This is a genomic window from Salmonella sp. SSDFZ69, assembly GCF_004010755.1.
Classification (GTDB): domain Bacteria; phylum Pseudomonadota; class Gammaproteobacteria; order Enterobacterales; family Enterobacteriaceae; genus Salmonella; species Salmonella enterica.
The window spans coordinates 1,869,052-1,893,135 of record NZ_CP034831.1 but is presented as its reverse complement, the minus strand read 5'-3'; the positions used below and the strand labels follow the sequence as shown (position 1 = coordinate 1,893,135).

29 protein-coding genes, 3 tRNA genes and 1 pseudogene are annotated in these 24,084 nt (G+C 50.8%); 19 read left to right on the top strand and 14 right to left on the bottom strand.

Annotation, left to right across the window (positions count from 1 at the left end; translation table 11 throughout):
- Positions 1 to 2 precede the first annotated feature (2 nt).
- From fliJ to rcsA, 10 genes are all read left to right on the top strand, one after another.
- Positions 3 to 446 (top strand): flagellar export protein FliJ, encoded by a 444-nt coding sequence (gene fliJ / locus EOS98_RS09245; RefSeq protein ID WP_000046981.1) that lies wholly within the window; start codon positions 3 to 5, stop codon positions 444 to 446.
- Positions 443 to 1,666 (top strand): flagellar hook length control protein FliK, encoded by a 1,224-nt coding sequence (fliK, locus tag EOS98_RS09240; RefSeq protein WP_126524008.1) that lies wholly within the window; start codon positions 443 to 445, stop codon positions 1,664 to 1,666. Before fliJ ends, fliK begins: the two co-directional genes overlap by 4 nt.
- Before the next feature lie 104 nt (positions 1,667 to 1,770).
- Positions 1,771 to 2,238: a flagellar basal body-associated protein FliL gene (fliL, locus tag EOS98_RS09235; protein ID WP_000132169.1), complete on the top strand. Its 468-nt coding sequence runs from the start codon at positions 1,771 to 1,773 to the stop codon at positions 2,236 to 2,238.
- A gap of 4 nt (positions 2,239 to 2,242) precedes the next feature.
- Entirely contained in the window at positions 2,243 to 3,247 is a 1,005-nt protein-coding gene (fliM, locus tag EOS98_RS09230; RefSeq protein WP_000502811.1) for a flagellar motor switch protein FliM, read from the top strand.
- On the top strand, positions 3,244 to 3,657 hold the full coding sequence (gene fliN, locus EOS98_RS09225) for a flagellar motor switch protein FliN (protein WP_001282115.1): 414 nt from the start codon (positions 3,244 to 3,246) through the stop codon (positions 3,655 to 3,657). The genes fliM and fliN overlap by 4 nt, the downstream gene beginning before the upstream one ends.
- Positions 3,657 to 4,034 carry a flagellar biosynthetic protein FliO gene (gene fliO, locus EOS98_RS09220; protein ID WP_000978276.1) on the top strand — a complete coding sequence of 126 codons (378 nt, stop codon included), beginning with the start codon at positions 3,657 to 3,659 and terminating at the stop codon, positions 4,032 to 4,034. The genes fliN and fliO overlap by 1 nt, the downstream gene beginning before the upstream one ends.
- Complete coding sequence (gene fliP / locus EOS98_RS09215; RefSeq protein WP_001253411.1) at positions 4,034 to 4,771, top strand: flagellar type III secretion system pore protein FliP; 738 nt, start codon at positions 4,034 to 4,036, stop codon at positions 4,769 to 4,771. The genes fliO and fliP overlap by 1 nt, the downstream gene beginning before the upstream one ends.
- Before the next feature lie 9 nt (positions 4,772 to 4,780).
- Positions 4,781 to 5,050, top strand: a complete 270-nt coding sequence (gene fliQ / locus EOS98_RS09210) for a flagellar biosynthesis protein FliQ (protein WP_000187355.1) — start codon at positions 4,781 to 4,783, stop codon at positions 5,048 to 5,050.
- 8 nt (positions 5,051 to 5,058) lie between these two features.
- Positions 5,059 to 5,853, top strand: a complete 795-nt coding sequence (gene fliR / locus EOS98_RS09205) for a flagellar biosynthetic protein FliR (RefSeq protein ID WP_000616953.1) — start codon at positions 5,059 to 5,061, stop codon at positions 5,851 to 5,853.
- A gap of 281 nt (positions 5,854 to 6,134) precedes the next feature.
- Positions 6,135 to 6,758, top strand: coding sequence for a transcriptional regulator RcsA (gene rcsA / locus EOS98_RS09200; RefSeq protein WP_000103971.1), 624 nt, complete (start codon positions 6,135 to 6,137; stop codon positions 6,756 to 6,758).
- A 38-nt stretch (positions 6,759 to 6,796) separates the two neighbouring features.
- On the opposite strand, the gene dsrB is transcribed toward rcsA, so the two are convergent.
- Positions 6,797 to 6,991, bottom strand: coding sequence for a protein DsrB (gene dsrB / locus EOS98_RS09195; protein WP_000867218.1), 195 nt, complete (start codon positions 6,989 to 6,991; stop codon positions 6,797 to 6,799).
- 128 nt (positions 6,992 to 7,119) lie between these two features.
- Here dsrB and yodD point away from each other — a divergent pair, with 128 nt between their 5' ends.
- Positions 7,120 to 7,347, top strand: coding sequence for a YodD family peroxide/acid resistance protein (yodD, locus tag EOS98_RS09190; protein WP_000844798.1), 228 nt, complete (start codon positions 7,120 to 7,122; stop codon positions 7,345 to 7,347).
- 309 nt (positions 7,348 to 7,656) lie between these two features.
- Complete coding sequence (locus EOS98_RS09185; RefSeq protein ID WP_000948794.1) at positions 7,657 to 8,472, top strand: mannosyl-3-phosphoglycerate phosphatase-related protein; 816 nt, start codon at positions 7,657 to 7,659, stop codon at positions 8,470 to 8,472.
- Here EOS98_RS09185 and dgcQ read toward each other — a convergent pair.
- The 3 genes from dgcQ to EOS98_RS09170 form a co-directional block, all read right to left on the bottom strand.
- Positions 8,451 to 10,163, bottom strand: a complete 1,713-nt coding sequence (gene dgcQ, locus EOS98_RS09180) for a cellulose biosynthesis regulator diguanylate cyclase DgcQ (protein ID WP_001119828.1) — start codon at positions 10,161 to 10,163, stop codon at positions 8,451 to 8,453. The two genes, EOS98_RS09185 and dgcQ, sit on opposite strands and share 22 nt — an antisense overlap.
- Positions 10,164 to 10,327: 164 nt before the next feature.
- The gene (locus tag EOS98_RS09175) at positions 10,328 to 10,513 is read right to left on the bottom strand and encodes a YodC family protein (RefSeq protein ID WP_000232161.1); all 186 of its coding nucleotides are present in this window, start codon (positions 10,511 to 10,513) and stop codon (positions 10,328 to 10,330) included.
- Between the two features lie 76 nt (positions 10,514 to 10,589).
- Complete coding sequence (locus EOS98_RS09170) at positions 10,590 to 11,507, bottom strand: DUF808 domain-containing protein (protein ID WP_086013476.1); 918 nt, start codon at positions 11,505 to 11,507, stop codon at positions 10,590 to 10,592.
- Between the two features lie 169 nt (positions 11,508 to 11,676).
- Here EOS98_RS09170 and yedA point away from each other — a divergent pair, with 169 nt between their 5' ends.
- Positions 11,677 to 12,597, top strand: a complete 921-nt coding sequence (gene yedA / locus EOS98_RS09165) for a drug/metabolite exporter YedA (protein ID WP_001212263.1) — start codon at positions 11,677 to 11,679, stop codon at positions 12,595 to 12,597.
- Here the strand turns inward: yedA and EOS98_RS09160 are convergent.
- The 4 genes from EOS98_RS09160 to drpB all read right to left on the bottom strand — a co-directional run bounded on the left by EOS98_RS09160 (position 12,586) and on the right by drpB (position 15,627).
- Positions 12,586 to 13,056: a very short patch repair endonuclease gene (locus EOS98_RS09160; RefSeq protein WP_000785978.1), complete on the bottom strand. Its 471-nt coding sequence runs from the start codon at positions 13,054 to 13,056 to the stop codon at positions 12,586 to 12,588. The two genes, yedA and EOS98_RS09160, sit on opposite strands and share 12 nt — an antisense overlap.
- Entirely contained in the window at positions 13,037 to 14,467 is a 1,431-nt protein-coding gene (locus EOS98_RS09155) for a DNA cytosine methyltransferase (RefSeq protein WP_001157315.1), read from the bottom strand. Before EOS98_RS09155 ends, EOS98_RS09160 begins: the two co-directional genes overlap by 20 nt.
- A 73-nt stretch (positions 14,468 to 14,540) precedes the next feature.
- The gene (locus EOS98_RS09150; protein ID WP_023243859.1) at positions 14,541 to 15,236 is read right to left on the bottom strand and encodes a phosphohydrolase; all 696 of its coding nucleotides are present in this window, start codon (positions 15,234 to 15,236) and stop codon (positions 14,541 to 14,543) included.
- 79 nt (positions 15,237 to 15,315) lie between these two features.
- Positions 15,316 to 15,627 (bottom strand): cell division protein DrpB, encoded by a 312-nt coding sequence (drpB, locus tag EOS98_RS09145; RefSeq protein WP_000107437.1) that lies wholly within the window; start codon positions 15,625 to 15,627, stop codon positions 15,316 to 15,318.
- A 650-nt stretch (positions 15,628 to 16,277) separates the two neighbouring features.
- Between drpB and ompC the strand changes: the two genes are divergently transcribed.
- The gene (ompC, locus tag EOS98_RS09140; RefSeq protein ID WP_126524007.1) at positions 16,278 to 17,489 is read left to right on the top strand and encodes a porin OmpC; all 1,212 of its coding nucleotides are present in this window, start codon (positions 16,278 to 16,280) and stop codon (positions 17,487 to 17,489) included.
- Positions 17,490 to 17,747: 258 nt separating this feature from the next.
- Here ompC and EOS98_RS09135 read toward each other — a convergent pair whose 3' ends face one another.
- The 5 genes from EOS98_RS09135 to EOS98_RS09105 form a co-directional block, all read right to left on the bottom strand.
- On the bottom strand, positions 17,748 to 17,936 hold the full coding sequence (locus EOS98_RS09135) for a hypothetical protein (protein WP_024131109.1): 189 nt from the start codon (positions 17,934 to 17,936) through the stop codon (positions 17,748 to 17,750).
- Between the two features lie 10 nt (positions 17,937 to 17,946).
- Entirely contained in the window at positions 17,947 to 18,159 is a 213-nt protein-coding gene (locus EOS98_RS09130; RefSeq protein WP_000208509.1) for a cold shock domain-containing protein, read from the bottom strand.
- A 445-nt stretch (positions 18,160 to 18,604) separates the two neighbouring features.
- The gene (locus tag EOS98_RS09125; RefSeq protein ID WP_126524006.1) at positions 18,605 to 19,873 is read right to left on the bottom strand and encodes a Y-family DNA polymerase; all 1,269 of its coding nucleotides are present in this window, start codon (positions 19,871 to 19,873) and stop codon (positions 18,605 to 18,607) included.
- 2 nt (positions 19,874 to 19,875) lie between these two features.
- Positions 19,876 to 20,295 (bottom strand): translesion error-prone DNA polymerase V autoproteolytic subunit, encoded by a 420-nt coding sequence (locus tag EOS98_RS09120; protein WP_000394197.1) that lies wholly within the window; start codon positions 20,293 to 20,295, stop codon positions 19,876 to 19,878.
- A 590-nt stretch (positions 20,296 to 20,885) separates the two neighbouring features.
- Positions 20,886 to 20,975 (bottom strand) — tRNA-Ser (locus tag EOS98_RS09105).
- A gap of 88 nt (positions 20,976 to 21,063) precedes the next feature.
- Here EOS98_RS09105 and mtfA point away from each other — a divergent pair.
- From mtfA to EOS98_RS25040, 5 genes and pseudogenes are all read left to right on the top strand, one after another.
- Positions 21,064 to 21,861: a DgsA anti-repressor MtfA gene (gene mtfA, locus EOS98_RS09100; RefSeq protein ID WP_000598920.1), complete on the top strand. Its 798-nt coding sequence runs from the start codon at positions 21,064 to 21,066 to the stop codon at positions 21,859 to 21,861.
- A 100-nt stretch (positions 21,862 to 21,961) separates the two neighbouring features.
- Positions 21,962 to 22,037: transfer RNA gene (locus EOS98_RS09095), tRNA-Asn, on the top strand.
- A 167-nt stretch (positions 22,038 to 22,204) separates the two neighbouring features.
- Positions 22,205 to 22,510 (top strand): annotated as a pseudogene (locus EOS98_RS09090) (Arm DNA-binding domain-containing protein); the annotation flags it as partial.
- A 421-nt stretch (positions 22,511 to 22,931) separates the two neighbouring features.
- Positions 22,932 to 23,007, top strand: a tRNA-Asn gene (locus EOS98_RS09085).
- A gap of 162 nt (positions 23,008 to 23,169) precedes the next feature.
- Positions 23,170 to 23,421: an Arm DNA-binding domain-containing protein gene (locus tag EOS98_RS25040; protein WP_308412790.1), complete on the top strand. Its 252-nt coding sequence runs from the start codon at positions 23,170 to 23,172 to the stop codon at positions 23,419 to 23,421.
- A 259-nt stretch (positions 23,422 to 23,680) separates the two neighbouring features.
- Here EOS98_RS25040 and EOS98_RS09075 read toward each other — a convergent pair whose 3' ends face one another.
- Positions 23,681 to 24,022 carry a winged helix-turn-helix transcriptional regulator gene (locus EOS98_RS09075; protein ID WP_023226656.1) on the bottom strand — a complete coding sequence of 114 codons (342 nt, stop codon included), beginning with the start codon at positions 24,020 to 24,022 and terminating at the stop codon, positions 23,681 to 23,683.
- Positions 24,023 to 24,084: the final 62 nt, after the last annotated feature.

Sequence of the window (24,084 nt, the reverse complement as noted above, 5' to 3'; positions counted from 1 at the left end):
TCATGGCACAACATGGCGCTCTGGAAACACTCAAAGATCTGGCCGAAAAAGAGGTAGATGATGCGGCGCGTTTACTGGGCGAAATGCGTCGCGGCTGCCAACAGGCGGAAGAACAGCTCAAAATGCTGATCGATTATCAGAATGAGTATCGCAGTAATTTGAACACCGATATGGGCAACGGCATCGCCAGTAATCGCTGGATCAACTATCAGCAGTTTATTCAGACACTGGAAAAGGCGATAGAGCAGCATCGCCTCCAGCTTACGCAGTGGACGCAAAAAGTCGACCTGGCGCTGAAGAGCTGGCGTGAGAAAAAGCAGCGACTTCAGGCCTGGCAAACCTTACAGGACCGACAAACCGCGGCAGCGCTGTTAGCTGAAAACCGCATGGATCAGAAAAAGATGGATGAATTTGCTCAGCGTGCAGCAATGAGGAAACCCGAATGATCACCCTGCCCCAACTGATCACCACCGATACCGACATGACCGCGGGTCTGACGTCAGGAAAAACCACCGGTTCAGCCGAGGACTTTCTGGCGCTCCTGGCGGGCGCGTTAGGCGCAGACGGCGCACAGGGCAAAGACGCCCGCATCACGCTGGCCGATTTACAGGCGGCAGGCGGCAAGTTATCGAAAGAGCTACTGACCCAACATGGCGAGCCGGGCCAGGCGGTGAAGCTTGCCGACCTGCTGGCGCAAAAAGCGAATGGGACGGATGAAACGCTTACCGATCTGACACAAGCGCAGCATCTACTGTCTACGCTAACGCCATCGTTGAAAACCAGCGCTCTGGCCGCATTGAGTAAAACGGCGCAGCATGATGAGAAAACGCCCGCGCTGAGCGATGAGGATCTTGCCAGTCTGAGCGCCTTATTCGCCATGCTGCCCGGACAACCTGTCGCGACGCCTGTCGCCGGAGAGACGCCGGCTGAAAATCACATCGCCTTGCCGTCACTGTTGCGCAGCGACATGCCATCGGCGCCGCAGGAAGAGACACATACGCTCTCTTTTAGCGAGCATGAAAAAGGGAAAACCGAGGCATCGCTTGCGCGCGCCAGCGACGATCGCGCCACGGGTCCAACACTGACGCCGCTGGTGGTCGCTGCCGCCGCGACCAGCGCGAAAGTGGAGGTGGATAGCCCACTCGCGCCAGTAACGCATGGCGCGGCAATGCCGACGCTCAGCAGCGCCACGGCGCAACCGCAACCGCTACCTGTCGCCTCAGCCCCGGTACTCAGCGCGCCGTTAGGCAGCCATGAATGGCAGCAAACGTTCAGTCAGCAGGTCATGTTATTTACGCGTCAGGGACAGCAAAGCGCGCAGCTTCGATTGCATCCGGAAGAGTTAGGTCAGGTGCATATTTCGCTCAAGCTGGATGACAATCAGGCGCAACTCCAGATGGTATCGCCGCATAGCCATGTCCGCGCCGCGCTGGAAGCCGCTCTACCCATGTTGCGCACTCAGTTGGCGGAAAGCGGCATTCAGTTGGGACAAAGCAGCATCAGTAGCGAAAGTTTTGCCGGACAGCAGCAGTCTTCATCGCAACAACAGTCTGCCCGCGCCCAACACACGGACGCGTTTGGCGCTGAAGATGACATAGCGTTAGCGGCGCCGGCCTCGCTTCAGGCCGCCGCGCGCGGCAATGGCGCAGTGGATATCTTCGCCTAACGCCAGAGGTAGCATGATTATCCGCGTCTTTTCCACGCTTTGTCGTGGACAGGACACGGGATAATCAGCCAATAAGCAGTACCGAAACAGGAAGCCCGTATCAGATGACTGACTCCGCGATTAACAAAAAGAGCAAACGCTCGATTTGGATACCTTTGCTGGTGTTGATTACCCTCGCCGCCTGCGCGACCGCCGGTTATAGCTACTGGCGTATGCAGCAGCAACCGACCACGAACGCTAAAGCGGAACCGGCTCCGCCGCCCGCGCCGGTATTTTTTGCGCTGGATACGTTTACCGTCAATCTGGGCGATGCGGATCGCGTGTTGTATATCGGCGTGACCCTGCGTCTGAAAGACGAAGCGACGCGCGCGCGATTAAATGAATATCTGCCGGAAGTGCGCAGCCGTCTGCTGTTGTTGTTTTCCCGTCAGAATGCCGCCGAGCTCTCAACAGAAGCTGGCAAACAAAAACTGATTGCCGCCATTAAAGAGACGCTGGCCGCGCCGCTCGTTGCCGGACAACCAAAACAGGTCGTCACTGACGTGCTTTATACAGCTTTTATTCTGCGGTAACGATATGGGCGATAGTATTCTTTCTCAGGCTGAAATCGACGCGCTGTTGAACGGCGACAGCGACACCAAAGACGAACCCACTCCCGGTATCGCAAGCGATAGCGATATTCGCCCTTACGATCCCAATACTCAGCGTCGCGTCGTGCGTGAACGCTTGCAGGCGCTGGAGATTATTAACGAGCGTTTCGCACGCCAGTTCCGGATGGGATTATTTAACCTGCTGCGCCGCAGCCCGGATATTACCGTGGGTGCCATACGTATTCAGCCGTATCACGAATTTGCGCGTAACCTGCCGGTACCGACCAACCTGAACCTGATCCACCTGAAGCCGCTACGCGGCACCGGGCTGGTGGTGTTCTCGCCGAGTCTGGTGTTTATTGCCGTCGATAACTTGTTCGGCGGCGACGGTCGTTTTCCGACCAAAGTCGAGGGCCGCGAGTTTACCCATACGGAACAGCGTGTCATCAACCGTATGCTGAAACTGGCGCTGGAAGGCTATAGCGACGCATGGAAAGCCATTAATCCGCTGGAAGTGGAGTATGTGCGTTCCGAAATGCAGGTGAAATTTACCAATATCACCACCTCGCCGAACGATATCGTCGTCAATACGCCGTTTCATGTGGAGATCGGCAATCTGACCGGTGAATTTAACATCTGTCTGCCATTTAGCATGATCGAGCCGCTGCGTGAGCTGCTGGTGAATCCACCGCTGGAAAACTCGCGCCATGAAGATCAGAACTGGCGTGATAACCTGGTACGCCAGGTTCAGCACTCTGAACTGGAGCTGGTGGCCAATTTTGCCGATATTCCGTTACGTCTTTCCCAGATTTTGAAGCTGAAACCCGGCGATGTACTGCCGATTGAAAAACCCGACCGCATTATTGCTCATGTGGACGGCGTTCCGGTACTCACCAGCCAATATGGCACCGTAAACGGACAGTATGCGCTACGCGTAGAACATTTGATCAACCCAATTTTGAATTCGCTGAATGAGGAACAGCCCAAATGAGTGACATGAATAATCCGTCCGATGAGAATACTGGCGCATTGGATGATCTGTGGGCTGACGCGTTAAACGAGCAAAAAGCGACCACCACTAAAAGCGCCGCCGACGCGGTTTTCCAGCAGCTTGGCGGCGGCGATGTCAGCGGTGCTATGCAGGATATCGATCTGATTATGGATATCCCGGTCAAACTGACCGTAGAGCTGGGCCGCACGCGAATGACCATTAAAGAACTGCTGCGTCTGACGCAGGGGTCGGTCGTCGCGCTGGACGGGCTGGCGGGCGAGCCGCTGGATATCCTGATTAATGGCTACCTGATTGCCCAGGGTGAAGTGGTCGTCGTGGCGGATAAATACGGCGTACGTATCACCGATATTATTACGCCATCCGAGCGTATGCGTCGTTTGAGTCGTTAATGATGAAGACAGAGGCCACGGTTTCTCAGCCCACCGCGCCAGCCGGATCGCCGCTCATGCAGGTGAGCGGCGCATTAATTGGCATTATTGCGCTCATTCTGGCGGCGGCCTGGGTGATTAAGCGTATGGGATTCGCGCCAAAAGGAAATAGCGTCCGGGGACTGAAGGTGTCAGCCAGCGCCTCGCTTGGCCCGCGCGAACGCGTGGTGATTGTCGAGGTCGAAAATGCGCGTCTGGTACTGGGCGTGACCGCCTCGCAGATCAACCTGCTGCACACCCTGCCGCCCGCGGAGAATGACACGGAAGCACCCGTTGCCCCACCGGCGGATTTCCAGAACATGATGAAGAGCTTACTCAAGCGTTCCGGGAGATCCTGATGCGCCGTTTGTTATTCCTTTCTCTGGCGGGTCTGTGGCTTTTTAGTCCCGCCGCTGCTGCGCAACTGCCGGGGCTTATCAGCCAACCATTAGCGGGCGGAGGCCAAAGCTGGTCATTATCCGTCCAGACGCTGGTTTTCATCACCTCGCTGACGTTTCTGCCGGCGATTTTACTGATGATGACGAGCTTCACGCGTATCATCATTGTTTTTGGCCTGTTGCGTAACGCGCTGGGCACGCCCTCGGCACCGCCAAATCAGGTGTTACTCGGACTGGCGTTGTTTTTGACCTTTTTTATTATGTCGCCCGTCATTGACAAGATTTACGTGGATGCTTACCAGCCGTTTAGCGAGCAGAAAATTTCTATGCAGGAAGCGCTGGATAAAGGCGCGCAACCGTTACGCGCGTTCATGCTGCGCCAAACCCGCGAAGCCGATCTGGCGCTGTTTGCCCGTCTGGCCAATAGCGGTCCGTTACAGGGACCGGAAGCAGTACCGATGCGTATCCTCCTGCCCGCTTATGTCACCAGCGAATTAAAGACGGCGTTTCAGATCGGTTTTACGATTTTCATCCCTTTTTTGATTATCGACCTGGTGATCGCCAGCGTATTGATGGCGTTGGGGATGATGATGGTGCCGCCAGCGACAATCGCCCTACCGTTTAAGCTGATGCTGTTTGTGCTGGTCGATGGTTGGCAATTGCTTGTGGGGTCGCTGGCCCAAAGCTTTTACAGTTAGAGGCGCAAAATGACTCCTGAATCCGTCATGATGATGGGCACCGAGGCGATGAAAGTCGCTCTCGCCCTGGCTGCGCCGCTGTTACTCGTCGCGCTGATTACCGGCCTCATTATCAGCATCTTGCAGGCCGCGACTCAGATTAATGAAATGACGCTGTCGTTTATCCCTAAAATCGTCGCGGTATTCATCGCAATTATCGTTGCCGGCCCGTGGATGCTCAACCTGCTGCTGGACTACGTACGCACTCTGTTCAGCAATTTACCTTATATCATCGGATAAACAGAACGATGATCCAGGTTACAAGCGAGCAATGGCTATACTGGCTGCATCTCTATTTCTGGCCTTTGCTGCGCGTACTGGCGCTGATTTCAACGGCGCCCATTCTCAGCGAGCGCGCTATTCCCAAGCGGGTAAAACTGGGGTTGGGAATAATGATTACCCTCGTTATCGCGCCGTCGCTACCGGCAAACGATACGCCGCTTTTTTCTATTGCCGCCTTATGGCTGGCGATGCAACAAATTCTGATCGGTATTGCGCTGGGATTTACCATGCAATTCGCCTTTGCGGCGGTGCGTACCGCAGGTGAGTTTATCGGTCTGCAAATGGGGCTTTCCTTTGCCACCTTCGTCGACCCGGGCAGCCACCTGAATATGCCGGTTCTGGCGCGTATTATGGATATGCTCGCCATGCTACTGTTTCTCACCTTTAATGGCCATTTGTGGCTTATTTCGCTGCTGGTCGATACCTTCCATACTCTGCCCATCGGTAGTAACCCGGTGAACAGTAATGCATTTATGGCGCTCGCCAGGGCCGGAGGGCTCATTTTCTTAAACGGACTGATGCTGGCATTGCCGGTCATTACCCTCCTGCTTACGCTCAACCTGGCGCTGGGGCTATTAAACCGCATGGCGCCGCAGCTCTCGATATTTGTTATCGGTTTCCCGCTTACCCTCACCGTCGGCATTATGCTGATGGCCGCGCTAATGCCATTAATTGCGCCGTTTTGCGAACATTTATTCAGCGAAATTTTCAATTTGCTTGCTGATATTGTTAGCGAGATGCCGATAAATAATAACCCATAATTTTTATCCTGTTTTACTAAGGTTTATCCGAAAATAAATTTTAAAAAACATTCACCAGGATATATCCGCTGCCCCTTATTTGTTTTTACTTCACTCACATAACGCAACATTCACTTTACTTTAAGATGATTCCTGGCAAATTATATGTAACTTTACGGGATAGTAAGTTCGCCTGAAAAACCGCGTAAGCGTTGTCTAAGGTGACTATTCGTGTTCCGTCTGATTATGGTGAGTTATTCAGGTAAGGGGAATTATCGTTACGCATTGAGTGAGGGTATGCCATGTCAACGATTATTATGGATTTATGCAGTTACACCCGGCTAGGGTTAAGCGGGTATCTGGTCAGCAGAGGGGTGAAAAAAAGGGAAATCAACGACATCGAAACCGTTGACGAACTCGCTATCGCTTGTGGCGCGCATCAGCCTTCGGTGGTGTTTATTAATGAGGACTGTTTCATTCATACGCCTTCAGACAGTCAACAAATAAAGCAAATCATTAATCAACATCCTGACACGTTATTTATTGTTTTTATGGCAATTGCTAATGTGCATTTTGATGAATATTTATTAGTAAGAAAAAACTTATTGATTAGCTCGAAATCGATTAAACCTGACTCGCTGGATACCATTCTTGGCGATATTCTGAAAAAAGAGTCGGGTATTTCAGGAACCATAAATTTACCAACATTATCGTTAAGTCGAACTGAATCCAGCATGTTGCGAATGTGGATGGAAGGTCAGGGAACCATTCAGATTTCTGACAGAATGAATATTAAAGCAAAAACAGTATCCTCCCATAAGGGGAATATAAAAAGAAAGATAAAAACGCATAATAAACAAGTGATCTATCACGTAGTGCGGCTGACAGATAACGTCACTAACGGCATTTTTGTTAACATGCGCTGAGACATCCGGACTGGCAATGTACCTCCAGTCCGGCTCAATTAGTCCTGCTCCGCCTTCTCGACAAAAATACCATCCTGGTGACCTGACTCATTGAAGAACCAGATGCCGAGCGGGTAATCCTCCAGCGAAACCAGATACATTGTGCCTTCACTAAATTCTTCCACTGCCAGTACCACGCCCGGTCGGCGGGGACCGCCGTCCGTTTTAACGGTTACCCGATCATTCACCTTCATCATTTTCCTCCTGTCGCTTTGTGCCAGTGTAGAACAATTTTCTGCGTCTGACAGCGCCTTGCCGGCGTGTTTGCTGGTTTTCTCAACGGTCTATACTTAGGCTGTCAGGAACCCGTGAGGTAGTGAAGATGAAAACGGCAAAAGAGTACAGTGATACGGCCAAGCGCGAAGTGAGCGTCGATGTAGATGCGCTACTGGCGGCCATCAATGAAATCAGCGAAAGCGAGGTTCACCGTAGCCAGGAAGATCCTGAGCGGGTGAGCGTAGACGGACGGGAATATCATACATGGCATGAATTAGCTGAAGCATTCGAGCTGGATATTCATGATTTTAGTGTAACAGAAGTAAACCGTTAAAAATGGCCGAAAAAAATCCCGGCCCTACGGGTCGGGATCAAACTTGCTTATGCAAGAAGCACTTGAAAATTCGTTACACCAGGAAATCTGATGTGAGATTTACCTTATCTGCAATTTTTTTGCATGACAAGTAAATATTTTTTACATGAATGATTAAGCGCGCTAATAGTTCGGTAGCAAAAGTGTGACAACGCATGTGCTGCCTGGAAGCGACGGGATCGGTTCCAGTTAGCGTTCGACTTCTTTCGGGTGTGCTTTAGGACTTTTCCTGGAAATAAGCCCGCCGTTGCAACGGAAAATGAGGAAAAAATGCTCTCAATCCATGACCCCTTGCTGATTTTTACCGATCTGGACGGCACATTGCTGAACAGCCACACTTTTGAGTGGCAGCCCGCGGCTCCCTGGCTTACACGCCTGCATGAAAGCGGCGTGCCCGTGATCCTCTGTAGCAGTAAAACCGCGGCTGAAATGCTCCAGCTCCAGACGACGTTAAATCTACAGGGACTGCCGCTGATTGCGGAAAACGGCGCGGTGATCCAACTAGACGTTCATTGGGAAGACCATCCCAACTATCCCCGTCTGATAGCCGGTATTTCTCACAACGAAATCCGCCTCGTCCTGCATAAATTGCGTGAAAAGGAACAGTTTAAGTTCACCACGTTTGATGACGTTGACGATCAGGTGATAAGCGAATGGACGGGCCTAAACCGGGCACAGTCTGCCCTAACCCGTCTGCATGAAGCGTCGGTGTCGCTGATCTGGCGCGATAGCGATGAACGCATGGCGCAGTTTGTCGCCCGTTTAAATGACCTGGGACTGCAATTTGTCCATGGCGCCCGTTTCTGGCATGTGCTGGACGCCTCCGCCGGTAAAGATCAGGCTGCTAACTGGCTGATAGAAGCATATCGTCGGCAGTGGCGCGCGCGTCCTCTGACGTTGGGGCTAGGAGACGGCCCCAATGATGCGCCCTTACTGGATGTGATGGATTATGCGGTTGTCGTTAAAGGACTAAACCGGGAGGGCGTACACTTGCGTAACGACGATCCTCAGCGCGTCTACCGTAGCCAGAACGAAGGGCCGGATGGCTGGCGCGAAGGCATGGACTATTTCTTTTCCCGCTCCTGAGTCGCGTCGCTGGCGCAAATACGGTTACGTCCGGACTGTTTGGCGTAATAAAGCCGTTTGTCGGCCAGCGACTGCAACTGCTCAAAATCATAGTCGCCGTATTCCTCCGCGCTACTGATCCCCATTGACGCGCTGATACGAAGCGTCGTGCTTTTCGTCACCAGAATCTCTTTGTCATTAATGCGCTGGCGTATGCGTTCGGCAATCTGCAGCGCCTGCGCTTTCGTCGCGCCGGGCAGCACGATACAAAACTCTTCGCCCCCTACCCGTCCGGCGATGTCGTGCGCTCGAATGGTGCTGCCAATGAGCCCAGCGGCATGGGACAACACGCGATCGCCTGCCTGATGACCAAAGCGATCGTTAACGCTTTTAAAATAATCTAAATCCAGCTGTATCACAGAAAATGGCTGGCGGGCTTCCCGGTAGCGCTTTGCCAGCCTGGACGCTTTTTCAAACAGCGCGCCACGGTTATATAGCCGGGTCAGCGGATCGTGCCATGCCTGCCATTGCAGCGAATTTTGCAGAACAAACATGTTTTTGACCATATGTCGAATAACGCCCCAGGAGATCAACAGCATCGCCGTAAAAAGCACCCATAACAGCGTCAGCGCGATACTAATACTGCCAAAATTCCCTTGTATGCCTTCACGTAATGTATGCACGCGCAGCAGGACGCCATCAAAATGATCCAGCCGCTCCCAGCTTACATAATGCGTTCCTAAACGCAGCCCGCCCAGGGTATCTTTTTCTATTTCACGCGCCAGTAAGGCGCGCTCACGGTCATTTAACGTATTCGCGGTTTGTTGTTCCGGCGCGGAGTCCGTCAACAAACGGAGATGGTTATCGTATAGCTGATATTCCCCTTCAATATCCTTTTCGGCCGCATCGCGCAGGAACCGCTGTAATGACGCGACGGGAATATCCATTGCCAGTACGCCATACCAGTAATTATCGTGATCCAGCGGTAGACTGGCTGTCACTTTTTTCTGCTCGTCAGCAACATAGGGCTGTGCGGAGGTAAACCACCGCACGCCGCGCTGTGGGTTACGCCGTTGGCTTTGCTCGATAAACCAGGGCTGGGTCACGTACTGATAGTAACGGGAGACAATATCGCTACCGTACGCCGTAGGGAGAGTTGAGAGGTAAAACCCTGAGCGAGAAACATACATCGTCTCCAGCGTCAGCATGGCGGATGAGCGAGCCAGACGCGCCAGATACCCTAACTCCAGAGTGGCGGTTAATTCATTTGCCAGGTCACGACTCTCCCGCGAAAGAAGCGTCGTCCGGGCGACAAATTGATCGGAAACGCCATATAACGGCAATGTCCGCCGCTTATCCAACTCCAGTTGCCAGAAATGTCTGACGCGTCGTTGCTCAAACTGCGTCACCGCGCTCTGCAATGCGGAAAAAGCCAGCGGCGCCACCAGCGCTTCATGCATACCGTTGCGTAAAAAGATCAACCTGTCCATGTTGAATTGCAGTTGGCGGTCAAGGACATTCGCGACGCTCCCCAGATGATTGCGCTGACTGGCGACATACGCGTCTTTCAGTATCATCACTTCCCGCCAGGTAAGTAGCGTCGAGAACAGCATCACGATCAGAAAACAGGTGTTGACGACATGACCGGGACCAAAACGCCGCGCCAGCTTTTTAAACCAGCCTTGATTGTCTAACAGTGTTTCGTGCGGCACCCTGGTAACTCCTGGTTATTGATACAACTCCCCCTGATGGCTTACGGTAGCCAGACCTCATCAAGGGATACCACTCAATCCTGGCATAACCAGGTAGCTGCATGTCGCAGCGCGACGACTCTTTTTCTCCATAGCAAAACGCCCGGCATTAACCGGGCGTTTTGTCATCGGGCTTCGTCCCGCACGCGCCTTTCCTTGCCTGGCACGAGCTCATTCTCATGGAATGCCTCCCGCTTTACGCCAAAACCATCATACCAGCGACACTCTACCATTCCGCTGGAATAACCGGTGACGATCATCCGGGGCCCACCCTCTTTCACGGTAACTTCCTCACTGACAGAAAAGACCATACCTGCCTCCTGTATCAGATGAAACGTTTTCACCTTAGACGAGGATGGGCAATTTTGCATAATTCATTGTAGAAAATCAGTGCGAAACACCGCGAATTTTCGCCACACCTTTCACCAGCGCCACCACAATGGCGCCGATAATAAAGCCGAGCACCAGATTCAGCCCCGCAGGGATCGTATGCGCCATGAAAGCCCCCTGCTGCTGCGCAAAATGTTCAATGGCATGGTGTAGCGGCGCAATACCGTGTACGACAATCCCGCCGCCGACCAGAAACATCGCCAGCGTACCGACAATGGATAATGCTTTCATTAACCAGGGCGCGATAATCAGTAATCCTTTACCGACGCCCTGCGCCAGCACGCTACGCTTTTCCGCCAGCCAGTACCCCATATCATCCAGTTTGACAATAATACCCACCAGGCCATACACGCCAATGGTCACAATCAACGCAATCCCCGCCAGCACCAACACCTGATTAAGCAGCGGCGCCTGCGCGACAATCCCCAGGGTAATGGCCACAATTTCAGCGGACAGAATGAAATCGGTACGGACCGCCCCTTTTACTTTATCTTTTTCAAAGGCCAAAGGATCTTGCGCAGCCAGCGCCTCAAGACGTTTTTGCCGCTCCGCCGGGTCTTCTTTGTGTTTTCGCGCCTCAAAGGTATGCAGGACTTTTTCTACCCCTTCAAAGCAGAGAAACGCGCCGCCTAACATTAATAAAGGCGTGATGGCCCACGGGATAAATGCGCTTATCAGCAGCGCCAACGGCACCAGAATAACCTTGTTGATTAATGATCCTTTCGCCACGCTCCATACCACTGGCAGCTCGCGATTAGCGCGAACGCCGGTCACCTGCTGCGCATTGAGCGACAGGTCGTCCCCCAGTACGCCCGCGGTTTTTTTCGCGGCCAATTTGCCCATTACCGAAATATCATCCAGCAGCGTGGCGATATCGTCGAGTAATGTCAGTAAGCTACTTCCTGCCAAAATGATTTCCTCGGTCTTTTCTTCTAAGACGTTAAGTATGTAGCAAAACGCGCAATGCCGAAACCGGCGGCGCGGGTCAACGCCTTTTTATTCCAAAAGGGCAATTATAATGCTCGCCAGCATAATAATTTTGACGTTTACTATATCCACCCTTTTTATTTCACCGTGAGTGATTATGCGTTTCCGGCAGTTATTACCTCTTTTTGGCGCGCTTTTTGCCTTGTATATCATTTGGGGGTCTACCTATTTTGTTATCCGCATAGGCGTTGAAAGCTGGCCGCCGCTGATGATGGCAGGCGTACGTTTTCTCTCGGCGGGTATGTTGCTCATGGCGTTTTTGCTGTTGCGCGGCGAAAAACTTCCGCCGCTGCGCCAGACCATCAACGCCGCGCTGATTGGTCTACTGCTGCTGGCGGTGGGTAACGGCCTGGTGACGGTGGCGGAGCATCAAAACGTGCCATCGGGCATTGCTGCCGTCGTGGTCGCCACTGTCCCGCTATTTACGCTGTGCTTTAGCTACTTTTTTGGTATTAAAACGCGCAAATTAGAATGGGTGGGGATTGCCATTGGACTTGCCGGGATTATTCTGCTGAACAGCGGCGGCAACTTAAGCGGCAATCCGTGGGGCGCGATTTTGATCCTGATAGGTTCGATGAGCTGGGCATTTGGTTCCGTTTACGGCTCGCGCATCGCCCTCCCTGTGGGCATGATGGCGGGTGCGATTGAAATGCTGGCGGCGGGCGTGGTATTGCTTTGCGCGGCATTTCTTTCCGGCGAAAAGCTCGCCACGCTGCCTGGCTTATCGGGGTTTATGGCCGTCGGCTACCTGGCGTTGTTCGGTTCTATTATCGCCATTAATGCCTATATGTACCTGATTCGCAACGTCAGTCCGGCGCTGGCGACCAGCTACGCCTATGTGAATCCGGTTGTCGCCGTGTTGCTTGGCACTGGCCTGGGCGGTGAGAGGTTATCGCCCGTTGAATGGGCCGCGCTGGGTGTGATTGTGTTTGCCGTAGTGCTGGTGACTCTGGGTAAGTACCTGTTTCCCGCCAGGGCGGTGGTCACGCCGTGTAAAACGGAAGATTCACGCCAGTAGATGAATCCCCTGGGTGTCGATCTGCGCGCTGGCGCCGCCGCCGCAGATCCACTCTTCCAGGCGCTCCGCCAACGCCGCGTCGCTCAATTTCGCTCGCCCGCGCAAGGCGCACTCCCAGACGATCAGCACTCGCCAGCCAAGCGCCTGTAAACGCTGAATATCGCGCTCATCGCGCTCAACGTTCTTACCGATTTTTTCCAGCCAGAAAGCCGTTCGCGTGGCCGGTACTTTGAACAGATAACAGTGGTGATGATGCCAAAAGCAGCCGTGAGTAAAAATCACACAATCATAGTCATTCACCACAAAGTCCGGCTTGCCCGGTAATGTCGCGTCCTGAGTATGAAACGTAATCCCCTGCGCGCTTAACAGGCCAGCAAGACGTTTTTCAATAGCCGTATCGCGGGTCGCTATCGCGCGCATATTTTTACTGCGCGTGGCTTTATCGTGAACGTCCGCCATCTACCGTCTCTCTCTGACGCAACGTCACCGCCTGGTGAATTTTGGGTTCCAACAGCTTTGCTACCGCAGCAAATACCGGCACCACCACGGAGTTGCCAAACTGGCGATAGGCCTGCGTATCCGAGACAGGTATCCTGAACTGGTACGTTTGCGGCGCCTCAAATCCCATTAAACGCGCGCACTCTCTCGGCGTGAGTCGGCGGGGACGATGTTGTTGGTTGCCAGCATCGTCGAAATTCACTTCGCCTTTCGCCATATCCCAACCACGATCGATCAGAATTTCGGCGCCATCTTTGTAGTAGCGAGCAGATAACGTGCGCGCCACACTTTCCGGATTGTCAGGGTAAACCATGCCATAGCCAAAACCGTTTCCCCGCGCCTGGTGCTTTTTCGCGTAGCGATATAAATATTTCCACAGCACCGGCGTCAGGATATATTTGGCTTCGACGACGGGCTCCAGCAGTTCTGCCAGCGTCGGACGGCGCGGTGGATAACAGCGGGCGATATTGCGTAACGTAAAATCGGTTTTCAGGTTTAAATCGCGACGGAATCCCACCAACACAATACGTTCCCGATGCTGAGGAAGAAAGTGCTGCCCGTCGATAATTTTCGGATCGTCCGGGCCATTGTCAGCGGCATCCGCCACGTCATATCCCAGTTCATCGAGCGTTTGCATAATAATGCGGAAAGTGTTGCCCTGGTCGTGACTTTTAAGGTTTTTCACGTTTTCCAGCACAAACAGCGCGGGGCGGCGAGCGTCGATAATTCTTACGACATCAAAAAATAACGTCCCCTGAGTCTCGCAGGCAAAGCCGTGGGCGCGGCCCAGCGCATTTTTCTTGGAAACGCCCGCCAGAGAAAATGGCTGACAGGGAAAGCCCGCCAACAGGACATCATGTTGCGGAATATGCTGGCGAATGTGTTCCGCCGCCTCATCATCGCTGACCCCTTCCCGGTGGCTCAACGTGATATCGCGGATATCTTCATTAAAGCGATGTTGCAGCGGATCGCAAAAATAGTTCGCTTTATATGTCCGTACCGCGTGCTTATTCCATTCGCTGGTAAACACGCACTGTCCGCCTATCGCTTCAAATCCGCGGCGAATGCCGCCGATGCCCGCGAAGAGATCAATAAAACGAAAGGCGTAATGCGGATGATGCGCTGGCGGCGTCGGCAACCCTGTTTTAAGACAGGTGAGTTCATTGTCGCTCAAGCGATGCCATGCCGCGTTCATCATTACGCGCTTTAAGATGGCCGGGCTCCAGTGCTGTTCGCCCAGGCCGTTAAGGTGCGCCACCAGCGTTTTAACATCGTAGATTTCCAGCAATTGACTCAGCATCGCCTGGATCTCGCTTCCGGCGTCGTCGGCGATGAGGTTCCGGGCGTGTGTTACTGAAATATTTTCCTGCATACATTTAACCGGCCAAAAATAATTGCCGACAGACTAACATAAAATGACGCGGTTTACGTTTCAGCGGCAGGGGTTACTGATGCGTAGCAAACATCTGGATGACCGCCTCATCCCGTGTTTCATAGTCGCCTTTCAGCTCAGCGCTCAGTTTCGCCATGTACGACACCAGAAAATCCGCATTACGCTGCGCCAGGTACTTGCCCCGTTCGGTCTGCATCGTCAGCGGCAGTTTCAGCAGTTTGGTTTGAAAATGGTCGAGCGCGAATTGCTTATCGTTAAGAGGCCGTCTGTCGGCAAAGGGATCGTCGGCATCAAACAGCGCGACGCCCAGCGCGCCGGAGACCGCGAAGACCCGCGCCAGACCAATGGCGCCCAACGCCTCCAGCCTGTCTGCATCCTGCACGATTTTTGCCTCTGGCGTGGTAGGCGCAATTTTTGCGCTGAAGCTATGCGCTTCGATAGCATGACAAATGCCCGCCAGTTTTTCTGCCGGAAAGTCAGGAAAATCCCGCAGAAAAATACGCCGGGTTTCTGCCGCCGCCAGAATGGAAGAACGATGCCGCTGCGGATGATTTTTCGCCAGGCTGACGATGTCATGGAAATAACATGCCGATAGCACCACCAGCCAGTCGACAGGAACGTTTTCCCCGAGCGTTTGCGCGGTTGCCCAAACACGACGAAAATGGAAGATGTCATGGGCGGCATCCTGTTCCTGGTGGTGGTGACGTAGCCAGTCTTCAAACTGCGATTGCCAGTATCCTGAGTCCATACGCCCTCTCTTTATAGCAGACCATTTTTATTACATGCCTGAGCACAGGGTTCGCTATCCTGACATATCCGCCACCACTTTACATCCCTGCGTGCTTGCGCGTTTCTGGCTTAGTGTCGGCGGGATACCCCCTGTTTTTGCGAGGCCGGGTGTACCAGGCAATACTCCCCAGAATAAGCCAGACGACTCCCAGCGAAAGCGCGTTAAGCCATTTTTCCGTTGTGCTGCCAGGAGTGCTGATTGGGCCGAGAACCGGCTCGGTTTGTATGGCGGACATCAGCCACACGCAACGCGCCATCGCCCAGATGAAGTAGCCGCAAAAGGTATAAAAAACCCATAACGCTAATTTGCCGCCCATGCTACGGGTGGCGTTGTCCTCCCTGGTACTCAAACTTTACTCCGCTTTTGTGATGTAAGTCATATGACATTAATTACATTATAATGTGATATTAATCACATTTCGACCATGGAATACCTTATCCACCTGTTCTGGTTATTCATTCCACAAATAGTTTATTCTCAGTTAATGTTGCATCTGGCGCTGAACCTGCTGTTAAATAAGGGAATGGTGATTGAATCGCACTCTGATGCAGAATAACCCATAACCAGAACAACTTATTTTTACGCACCGCGATAGCGTTTTATTTTATTAGCATTAAGTGTCAGAATGATTCGGTTATTAGCCTTTTATCATTTATTTTATCATTACCCACATTACCGGCATTTATGCCGGTTTTTTTTTATGCTTTTTCATAATCAAAGTTTCAAATACATATAAAAAACAAATTATATTCACGCCAACAGTTATCAAATCAAAACACATAACTCATTGATAAAAAATGATAATTATAGAATATATATTCTTAGTTATTTATATGGCCAGTATTATAAAAAACCAAACGGAAACAAATTGAAATATTTTAAATAGCTTTGTTACATGTTATTTTTTAAATTCCATGAACTTCATAGAATAGTATCAATTTGTAGTTTTGTTGAAGTGGCTACATATTCATATAAATTATTATCATAAGGGAATACATAATGAACAGAAAAGTTCTGGCACTGCTTGTCCCGGCGTTATTAGTGGCAGGCGCAGCAAATGCGGCTGAAGTTTATAATAAAAATGGCAACAAACTCGACCTGTACGGCAAAGTTGATGGTCTGCGTTACTTCTCTGACGATGCAGGCAGCGACGGCGACCAGTCCTACGCCCGTATTGGCTTTAAAGGCGAAACGCAGATCAACGATATGCTGACCGGCTATGGTCAGTGGGAATACAACATGCAGGCGAGTGGCACTGAAGGTAACAGGGATACGTCCTGGACTCGTCTGGGCTTTGCCGGTCTGAAATTCGGCGAGTACGGCTCTTTCGATTATGGCCGTAACTATGGTGTTATCTACGACGTTGAAGCCTGGACCGATGTGCTGCCGGAATTCGGCGGCGACTCTTACACCCAGACAGATGTATATATGCTTCAGCGTGCTAACGGCCTGGCCACCTATCGTAACACCGACTTCTTCGGCCTGGTGGAAGGCTGGAACTTCGCGCTGCAATACCAGGGTAATAACGAAAGTGGCAATAACGGATTTGGCCAGGAAGGCTCCGGTAATGGAACTAACCGCGGTACAAATAAAGAAAACGGGGACGGTTTCGGCATCTCTACCTCTTATGACTTTGACTTCGGGTTAAGCCTGGGGGCTGCTTATTCAAGTTCTGACCGTACCGATGCCCAAGTGGGTAATGGATATAGTGATGGTCATCATTACTATGGCAACAGTGATGCCGGCGGTGAAACTGCCGAAGCCTGGACCGTAGGTGTCAAATATGACGCCTATAACGTATACCTGGCGGCGATGTACTCTGAAACCCGCAATATGACCTCTTATGGAGACAGCGACTATCACTCTGCAGACGGTAAGTTGGGTGGCGGCGGTATCGCTAACAAAACCCAGAACTTTGAAGTGGTTGCGCAGTATCAGTTCGATTTCGGTCTGCGTCCGTCCATCGCCTACTTGCAGTCTAAGGGCAAAGATTTAGGCGGCCAGGATATGGATAGCCATGGTAACTATCGTTACACCGACAAAGATCTGGTTAAATATGTTGACGTCGGTATGACTTACTACTTCAACAAAAATATGTCCACCTACGTTGATTATAAAATCAACCTGCTGGACGAAGATGATGACTTCTACGCAAACAACGGTATTGCAACCGATGATATCGTAGGTGTTGGTCTGGTCTACCAGTTCTAAGACGTTTTATATTATTCAAGCCCGTGCTTAGCGCGGGCTTGTTATTATAGGGCAAGAATTAAATAACGGATAACGGCGCAAAGACAGGTGACCTGGCTTCATCGGATAGATGAAGACAACGTCGCTCTTTTCAGGCGCTGTCTGCAAGAGAAATAACACCTTTGGGGAAAGGTAAATGCCACTATAGATGATGGATGTCAGCGTCTATAGATGATAATCATCGGGCATAAAAAAGCTCCGGTACGGAGCTAATATGAATTATTTTCTAAAATCTGGCGGAACCTGTCCTGAGCGAATGTATAATCCAACATTATCAAAAGTGATCATGGTTGACTTACAAAAAATACATTTCGCGCCAAACGGGTTTTGCTCAGTAACATCGAATGTCGATGTTCTGTATTGTGAACCATGGCAACATGGACACCGGAAGTGAATTTTATTAGTAATATCAGTTGCCTTAAAGCGCCACAACGTTAACCGCTGATGGACCTTTTGGTCCCTGCTCTACTGAAAACTCCACTTCCTGATTTTCATTCAGAGTGCGGAATTCATTACTTTGAATGGCTGAAAAATGCACAAACACATCTTTGCTGCCATCTTTAGGCGTAATGAAACCAAAGCCCTTTTCAGGGTTAAACCATTTTACTAAACCAGTGATTTTCGTCGTCATAATATTGTTACCTTTTGAATGAGCCCTTGGGCAAAATGGCCTGAAGAAAATTATCAGAGAGAAAAAAACCTAAAGGAGATCTCAAGAGGAACAAATGATGAGAAATATTACAATCACTACTTCAGATAAGTTTGTATCAAACCGCACAACCATTAACGCATGGTTAACTGCACATAGCAAGCTTTAGTTTTGTTAAAAAAATATTAATTGTTTTTTAGCATTATCACGCTGATTGCCATACTCTTTTTATCCATGCCCGTCGCTACGGCTGAAACCTGGCGTAAATAAGTGACGTCTCACAACGCCTACCTTGCAATAAACGCGCCACATTTTCTGATGTCGTAAACCAGAATACATGCGCCTCATCGTGAGAGGTTCCTGTGATCTTGTGCGACCAAAAGAACGGGGATGATTTGGCAACCATCTCAGGCATTGATCGCACAAGTTACTTAACACGCAGTAGATCAGAGTATCTTGTGGTGTACCGAGGCGAAAGCATTTCTCGCTTCATAGCCCACTGTTGCGACATCCCCTGCCCGGCGAAGTACAGTGTCCCCTTCCCGTCTTTTGCGTTAAGATGGTCCAGTACTTCCATCAGCTTCTCACTACCGGCGCGCGGCGCGTTATCGTCGAAAAGGTTGAGTTGCGCTACGCCCTGACTGAAGAAGTCACCCAGCATCACCCCCGCTTTCTGGTAGCAATGGCCGTCGCGCCAGATTTTATCCAGGCATTTCACAGCCGCATTGATGATGTCGCGTGAATCCTGCGTGGGGGTGAGAAGCGTCACCGCAGCGCTGTTACCGTAGTAGGGCTCGTTCAGGGCAAAGGGGGATGTTTTGACGAATGTTGAGATGAAACGGCAGTACTGGTGCTCGCCGCGGAGTTTTTCTGCCGCGCGCGCAGCGTAGCTGTAAACAGCCTGGCGCATTTCCTCATAGTCTGTGACCCGCTCGCCGAAAGAGCGGCTACAAACGATTTCCTGCTTTGCCGGCGCAAACTCTTCAAGCTCCAGACATGGCTCTCCGCGAAGCTCTCTCACGGTACGCTCCAGCACGACATTGAAGTGTTTCCTGATGATCCAGGTACTTTGTTCAGAGAGATCGAGAGCAGTCTTGATGCCCAGGGCATTGAGCTTCTTACTGATGCGTCTGCCGACACCCCAGACATCCTCTACGGGTATCAGGGCCAGCAGCCGACGCTGGCGATCGATGTTCGACAGGTCAACCACCCCGCCGGTCTGGCGCTGCCACTTTTTCGCAGCATGGTTAGCCAGCTTGGCAAGGGTTTTCGTCTGGGCAATGCCTACACCGACAGTCAGGTGCGTGCGCTTCAGGACCGTCGCTCTTATCTCGCGCCCGAAATCTGTCAGATCCCGGCAGTTTCGTACTCCCGTCAGATCACAAAAAGCCTCATCAATGCTGTAAATTTCTACCCGCGGCGCCATCTCCTCGAGTGTGGTCATTACCCGGTTCGACATATCAGCGTAAAGCTCGTAATTACTGCTGAAGCAAACAACACCGGATCGCCGGAAGCGTTCTTTCTGTTTGAAGTATGGCTCACCTGGTGCGATACCGAGCTGTTTCGCCTCGGCGCTACACGCGATAACGCAGCCATCATTGTTTGATAACACCACCACCGGTCGGCCACATAAATCAGGACGAAAGACCGTTTCGCAGGAGGCGTAAAAGCTATTAACATCGCAGAGCGCGAACATAATCAACTGACCGCTTTAATGATAAAGGTCACCACCCCGAATATGTCGAGCGTGTCTTCACTGCCGACAGGTATGGGTCGATAGGCGCCGTTCATGGGGATTAACTGCACTGTCGGGCGCAACTGCAACCGTTTTACGGTGAACTCTCCTTCAATTGCCGCAATTACAATGTCACCGTGGTCAGCGTTCCGTGAGCTATCCACCACCAGCAGGTCACCGTCGCTGATGCCGGCTTCAATCATTGAATCACCCGTGGCTTTGACAAAATATGTTGAGCTGGGATGAGAAACGAGCAACTCATTAAGATCGATACGCTGCTCAATGTAGTCCGCCGCGGGGCTGGGGAATCCACACGGCACTAAGTAACTGAAAAATGGGAGAGGAATAATTTCGCGCAACTCTGTAGGTCTGAAAAATTCCATAATCCATACCTCGAATACTGTTTTTATATACAGTAGTATTATTTGAACATGCGCGCAAGATACCGGAGTCGCTACGGCTGTTTAAATCTTCGTCGCTTCGTTTGTAAGTTTCTCTCTCAGTTCAAATTATGGGTTTTGTAAATTTTCCGGTTGTATTGTCATGTGCGCATATTTAAGCCAGCCTGGAGGCCAGATTTTCTGTACAGCGTCGACAGTCCCGCAGCGTAAGTTATCGCCACGCGCCAGCGCGTTTCCCTGACAGCAAGTAATCTTTTGCCTGGCGACCATGTCTACAGGGGAACATTTCGGGCAACAGGCCGGGTGCGATGATTACCGAGGACGACGGCGTTAAGTCGCCGCGAGTGACATCACTGTGAATCCCGATGGGGTACAGCGAAAGACCGGGGCTGAAAACCAGGAGTTGACTTATAATCGAAAAGTAAAAATAACACTATCCCTGGCCCCCTCTTCTGGCAGAAAAAGCATAAGATGGCGATACGTTTTTCACGTAATATTCTAACAGAATATTCTAAGTGTATTCTAAGTGTGAGACTGATCGCTGAAAGAAGATGAGCTAAGTGTTTGAATTATGGCGGAGAGAGGGGGATTTGAACCCCCGGTAGAGTTGCCCCTACTCCGGTTTTCGAGACCGGTCCGTTCAGCCGCTCCGGCATCTCTCCGTATATTGCAATGATGCCAGGTAATTTGGCATTTTAACAGACCCTATTCGGGTAATTTTGTTCAAGTGACGAGTTTACGAGCAAAACGATGATTAAGTGGCCCTGGAAAGCACAAGAAATAACCCAGAACGAAGACTGGCCGTGGGATGATGCGCTGGCTATACCTCTTCTGGTAAACCTCACCGCGCAAGAACAGGCTCGGCTTATTGCGCTAGCCGAACGTTTTTTGCAGCAGAAAAGACTGGTAGCGCTACAGGGATTTGAGCTCGACTCGTTAAAAAGTGCACGTATTGCGTTAATTTTTTGCTTACCGATCCTGGAGCTCGGTATTGAGTGGCTTGATGGTTTTCATGAAGTGCTCATTTATCCCGCGCCCTTTGTGGTAGATGATGAATGGGAAGATGACATAGGTCTGGTGCACAGCCAGCGTGTCGTACAGTCGGGGCAAAGCTGGCAACAAGGGCCCATCATTCTGAACTGGCTGGATATCCAGGACTCGTTCGATGCTTCGGGTTTCAACCTCATTATTCATGAAGTCGCGCACAAACTGGATATGCGTAATGGCGATCGCGCCAGCGGCATCCCTTTCATCCCGTTGCGCGATGTGGCTGGCTGGGAACACGATCTCCACGCGGCAATGAATAATATTCAGGATGAAATCGATCTTGTTGGCGAAAGCGCTGCCAGTATAGATGCCTATGCCGCCACCGACCCTGCAGAATGTTTTGCCGTGTTGTCAGAGTATTTTTTCAGCGCGCCAGAACTGTTTGCTCCACGTTTCCCGGCGCTATGGCAGCGTTTTTGCCAGTTCTATCGCCAGGATCCTTCTCAGCGCTTACGGGTAAGCGCTGCCGAAGGCGACTACGGCGAGGAATCCGAACATTAATTCCTCACTTTGTGGGTTAATTAACCAATTGAATTGGCGCGTTAATTTTACTGTTGACACGTTATAGCCGGCCCAGTATTATGCGCCTCGTTGAAACAATTCCTCTGTAGTTCAGTCGGTAGAACGGCGGACTGTTAATCCGTATGTCACTGGTTCGAGTCCAGTCAGAGGAGCCAAATTAAGGAAAGCAGACGTTTACTGACGTCTGCTTTCTGTATTTATATCAACTTGTTATGCCCTTCTTCAGGTTCACCCTCGTTCACTAAAAACCACTCGCAGCCATACCCTTTTGCTGGTAAAGCTGGTTCGATTTGCGTTTTACCAGCACGCGGAGGGAACCGTCATGTCACTGACTGATACTAAAGTAAAAAATGCCAGACCAGCGGAAAAGGCCGTCAAGCTCGCTGACGGGTTTGGCCTCTATCGATTCAAAATACTGGCAGACAGGCTATCGCTTCGATGGCAAACAGAAGGTGTTTTCTATTGGGGTTTACCTTGCTGTATCGCTTGCTGATGCCAGACAACGCCGTGACGAGGCCAAAAGGCTGCTGGCTCAGGGGATTGATCCGAACGCAAAAAACAGGCTGATGAAAAAATCCTTCAGGAAAAGCGCGATAAAACCCGCTCGTCCCGTGTCGTCGCCAAAAGCTGATGCGCCATAATTCTGCCTATGATATTGACGGAAATCTTTTCGCCTGCACCAGAAATTTATCTGCCATTTCCGCTACCGGCGTCAGACTGCCTGTATCAACCATTTTCACAAAATATTTCACGTCTAAAGTTCATTCTACCCCCTGCCCTTAATCTCTACGGCGTTATGTCTCAGAATTATTTGCCAAGTGCCTGCCAGTTTTTCACGTTTCATCAGACGCTGGTACATAGCCATTGCGGTAAGGTCACAGCATTTGACTTGTGCAATTACCGACAAAGTTGCTCCATGCCGGGGCAAAGTAGGAATTAGATCAAAACTTCAACGCTTTGTTGTTTTTGTCAGCAAACAAACGCGCAATCTTATTTCCCCCTTTGACAAGCCGATCGCACATCGTTACTATGCGCCCCGTTCACACGATTCCTCTGTAGTTCAGTCGGTAGAACGGCGGACTGTTAATCCGTATGTCACTGGTTCGAGTCCAGTCAGAGGAGCCAGATTTTAGTTTCGGGACATCCTGGCGAGTCCGGAGACGTTTAAAAAACAAGAAGTTATCTTTACCCGGTTGATCTGATAAGGTTTGCCGGGTTTTTTGACATCCATAGTTTTTGGGCTTAATCGGGGCCTCACGGTTCGTTGAGTAAATGGAGCCCCCTCCCATGGCATTAACCGATACCGCTATCCGCAAGATCAAACCCACCGAGAAATCCTTCAAGATCACCGACAGTTCAGGACCCAACCTGCTGCTCAAACCCAACGGCTCAAAACTCTGGTACATGAAGTACCGCGTTGATGGCAAAGAGAAGAAGCTAGCCTTCGTTACTATCTGGCGCAGGGGTTTAGCCAGTTCTGACAGTCGGCTAAGAACGGGATATAGCCATTCGCCCCTTAAGGCTTACACTTTGAAGTGATTCAGAAAATATCTGCATTTATCTATCATGATATGCAGGCTATCAGCTAAGCTACGATAACGTGTTCCTAAATAGTGTGGAATAGCAGATCGCTTTGAGGGAACTCAGCCCAGATTGTGCGATCTGATCAATCGCTAAGCATCACCAGTCACCAGCCGGATTGAGCGATGCCAATCATTACACCGATCGCCGAAGTCTGCTATGAACAGTTGAGAATTACTCAGAGTTGTTCATCATCTGTATCCACACCACTAAATTATTAGTTACGGTTTTTCCCACCCCAATCACACATTAAATCCAGAATTGGCATTAATGATTCCCCTCGTTTTGAAAGACTGTATTCAACTTTGGGCGGTATTTGAGGATACTCCACCCTATTGATTATTCCATCTTGTTCGAGTTCTTTCAGAGTATTACTCAGAGTTTTGAAAGAAATCGTACCGATGCGGCGTTTAAGCTCGTTGTATCGCATGACTGGTTTATTTTCATTTAACCAGTACATAACTATCATTTTATATTTCCCGCTAATTAAGGAAAGAGTATAACCAAAATCGGTTTCCTCCAGGTTGATACCAGTCTGTGAGCATGTCTCAGTCATCATTTACACTCTCCTTTTGGTAAGTATATAACCTAAATTTGCGTACTTCACAAACGACAGGGCCA

Coding starts and splice junctions, on each gene's coding strand:
- EOS98_RS09185 (WP_000948794.1), top strand. CDS start 7,657: ATGCTCTCAATCCATGACCCCTTGCTGATTTTTACCGATCTGGACGGC.
- EOS98_RS09075 (WP_023226656.1), bottom strand. CDS start 24,022: ATGATGACTGAGACATGCTCACAGACTGGTATCAACCTGGAGGAAACC.
- EOS98_RS09125 (WP_126524006.1), bottom strand. CDS start 19,873: ATGTTCGCGCTCTGCGATGTTAATAGCTTTTACGCCTCCTGCGAAACG.
- fliQ (WP_000187355.1), top strand. CDS start 4,781: ATGACTCCTGAATCCGTCATGATGATGGGCACCGAGGCGATGAAAGTC.
- fliO (WP_000978276.1), top strand. CDS start 3,657: ATGATGAAGACAGAGGCCACGGTTTCTCAGCCCACCGCGCCAGCCGGA.
- EOS98_RS09120 (WP_000394197.1), bottom strand. CDS start 20,295: ATGGAATTTTTCAGACCTACAGAGTTGCGCGAAATTATTCCTCTCCCA.
- EOS98_RS09175 (WP_000232161.1), bottom strand. CDS start 10,513: ATGGTCTTTTCTGTCAGTGAGGAAGTTACCGTGAAAGAGGGTGGGCCC.
- yodD (WP_000844798.1), top strand. CDS start 7,120: ATGAAAACGGCAAAAGAGTACAGTGATACGGCCAAGCGCGAAGTGAGC.
- EOS98_RS09155 (WP_001157315.1), bottom strand. CDS start 14,467: ATGCAGGAAAATATTTCAGTAACACACGCCCGGAACCTCATCGCCGAC.
- fliK (WP_126524008.1), top strand. CDS start 443: ATGATCACCCTGCCCCAACTGATCACCACCGATACCGACATGACCGCG.
- fliR (WP_000616953.1), top strand. CDS start 5,059: ATGATCCAGGTTACAAGCGAGCAATGGCTATACTGGCTGCATCTCTAT.
- dsrB (WP_000867218.1), bottom strand. CDS start 6,991: ATGAAGGTGAATGATCGGGTAACCGTTAAAACGGACGGCGGTCCCCGC.
- fliL (WP_000132169.1), top strand. CDS start 1,771: ATGACTGACTCCGCGATTAACAAAAAGAGCAAACGCTCGATTTGGATA.
- fliP (WP_001253411.1), top strand. CDS start 4,034: ATGCGCCGTTTGTTATTCCTTTCTCTGGCGGGTCTGTGGCTTTTTAGT.
- mtfA (WP_000598920.1), top strand. CDS start 21,064: ATGATTAAGTGGCCCTGGAAAGCACAAGAAATAACCCAGAACGAAGAC.
- EOS98_RS09160 (WP_000785978.1), bottom strand. CDS start 13,056: ATGGCGGACGTTCACGATAAAGCCACGCGCAGTAAAAATATGCGCGCG.
- EOS98_RS25040 (WP_308412790.1), top strand. CDS start 23,170: ATGGCATTAACCGATACCGCTATCCGCAAGATCAAACCCACCGAGAAA.
- fliN (WP_001282115.1), top strand. CDS start 3,244: ATGAGTGACATGAATAATCCGTCCGATGAGAATACTGGCGCATTGGAT.
- EOS98_RS09130 (WP_000208509.1), bottom strand. CDS start 18,159: ATGACGACGAAAATCACTGGTTTAGTAAAATGGTTTAACCCTGAAAAG.
- ompC (WP_126524007.1), top strand. CDS start 16,278: ATGAACAGAAAAGTTCTGGCACTGCTTGTCCCGGCGTTATTAGTGGCA.
- fliJ (WP_000046981.1), top strand. CDS start 3: ATGGCACAACATGGCGCTCTGGAAACACTCAAAGATCTGGCCGAAAAA.
- rcsA (WP_000103971.1), top strand. CDS start 6,135: ATGTCAACGATTATTATGGATTTATGCAGTTACACCCGGCTAGGGTTA.
- fliM (WP_000502811.1), top strand. CDS start 2,243: ATGGGCGATAGTATTCTTTCTCAGGCTGAAATCGACGCGCTGTTGAAC.
- yedA (WP_001212263.1), top strand. CDS start 11,677: ATGCGTTTCCGGCAGTTATTACCTCTTTTTGGCGCGCTTTTTGCCTTG.
- EOS98_RS09150 (WP_023243859.1), bottom strand. CDS start 15,236: ATGGACTCAGGATACTGGCAATCGCAGTTTGAAGACTGGCTACGTCAC.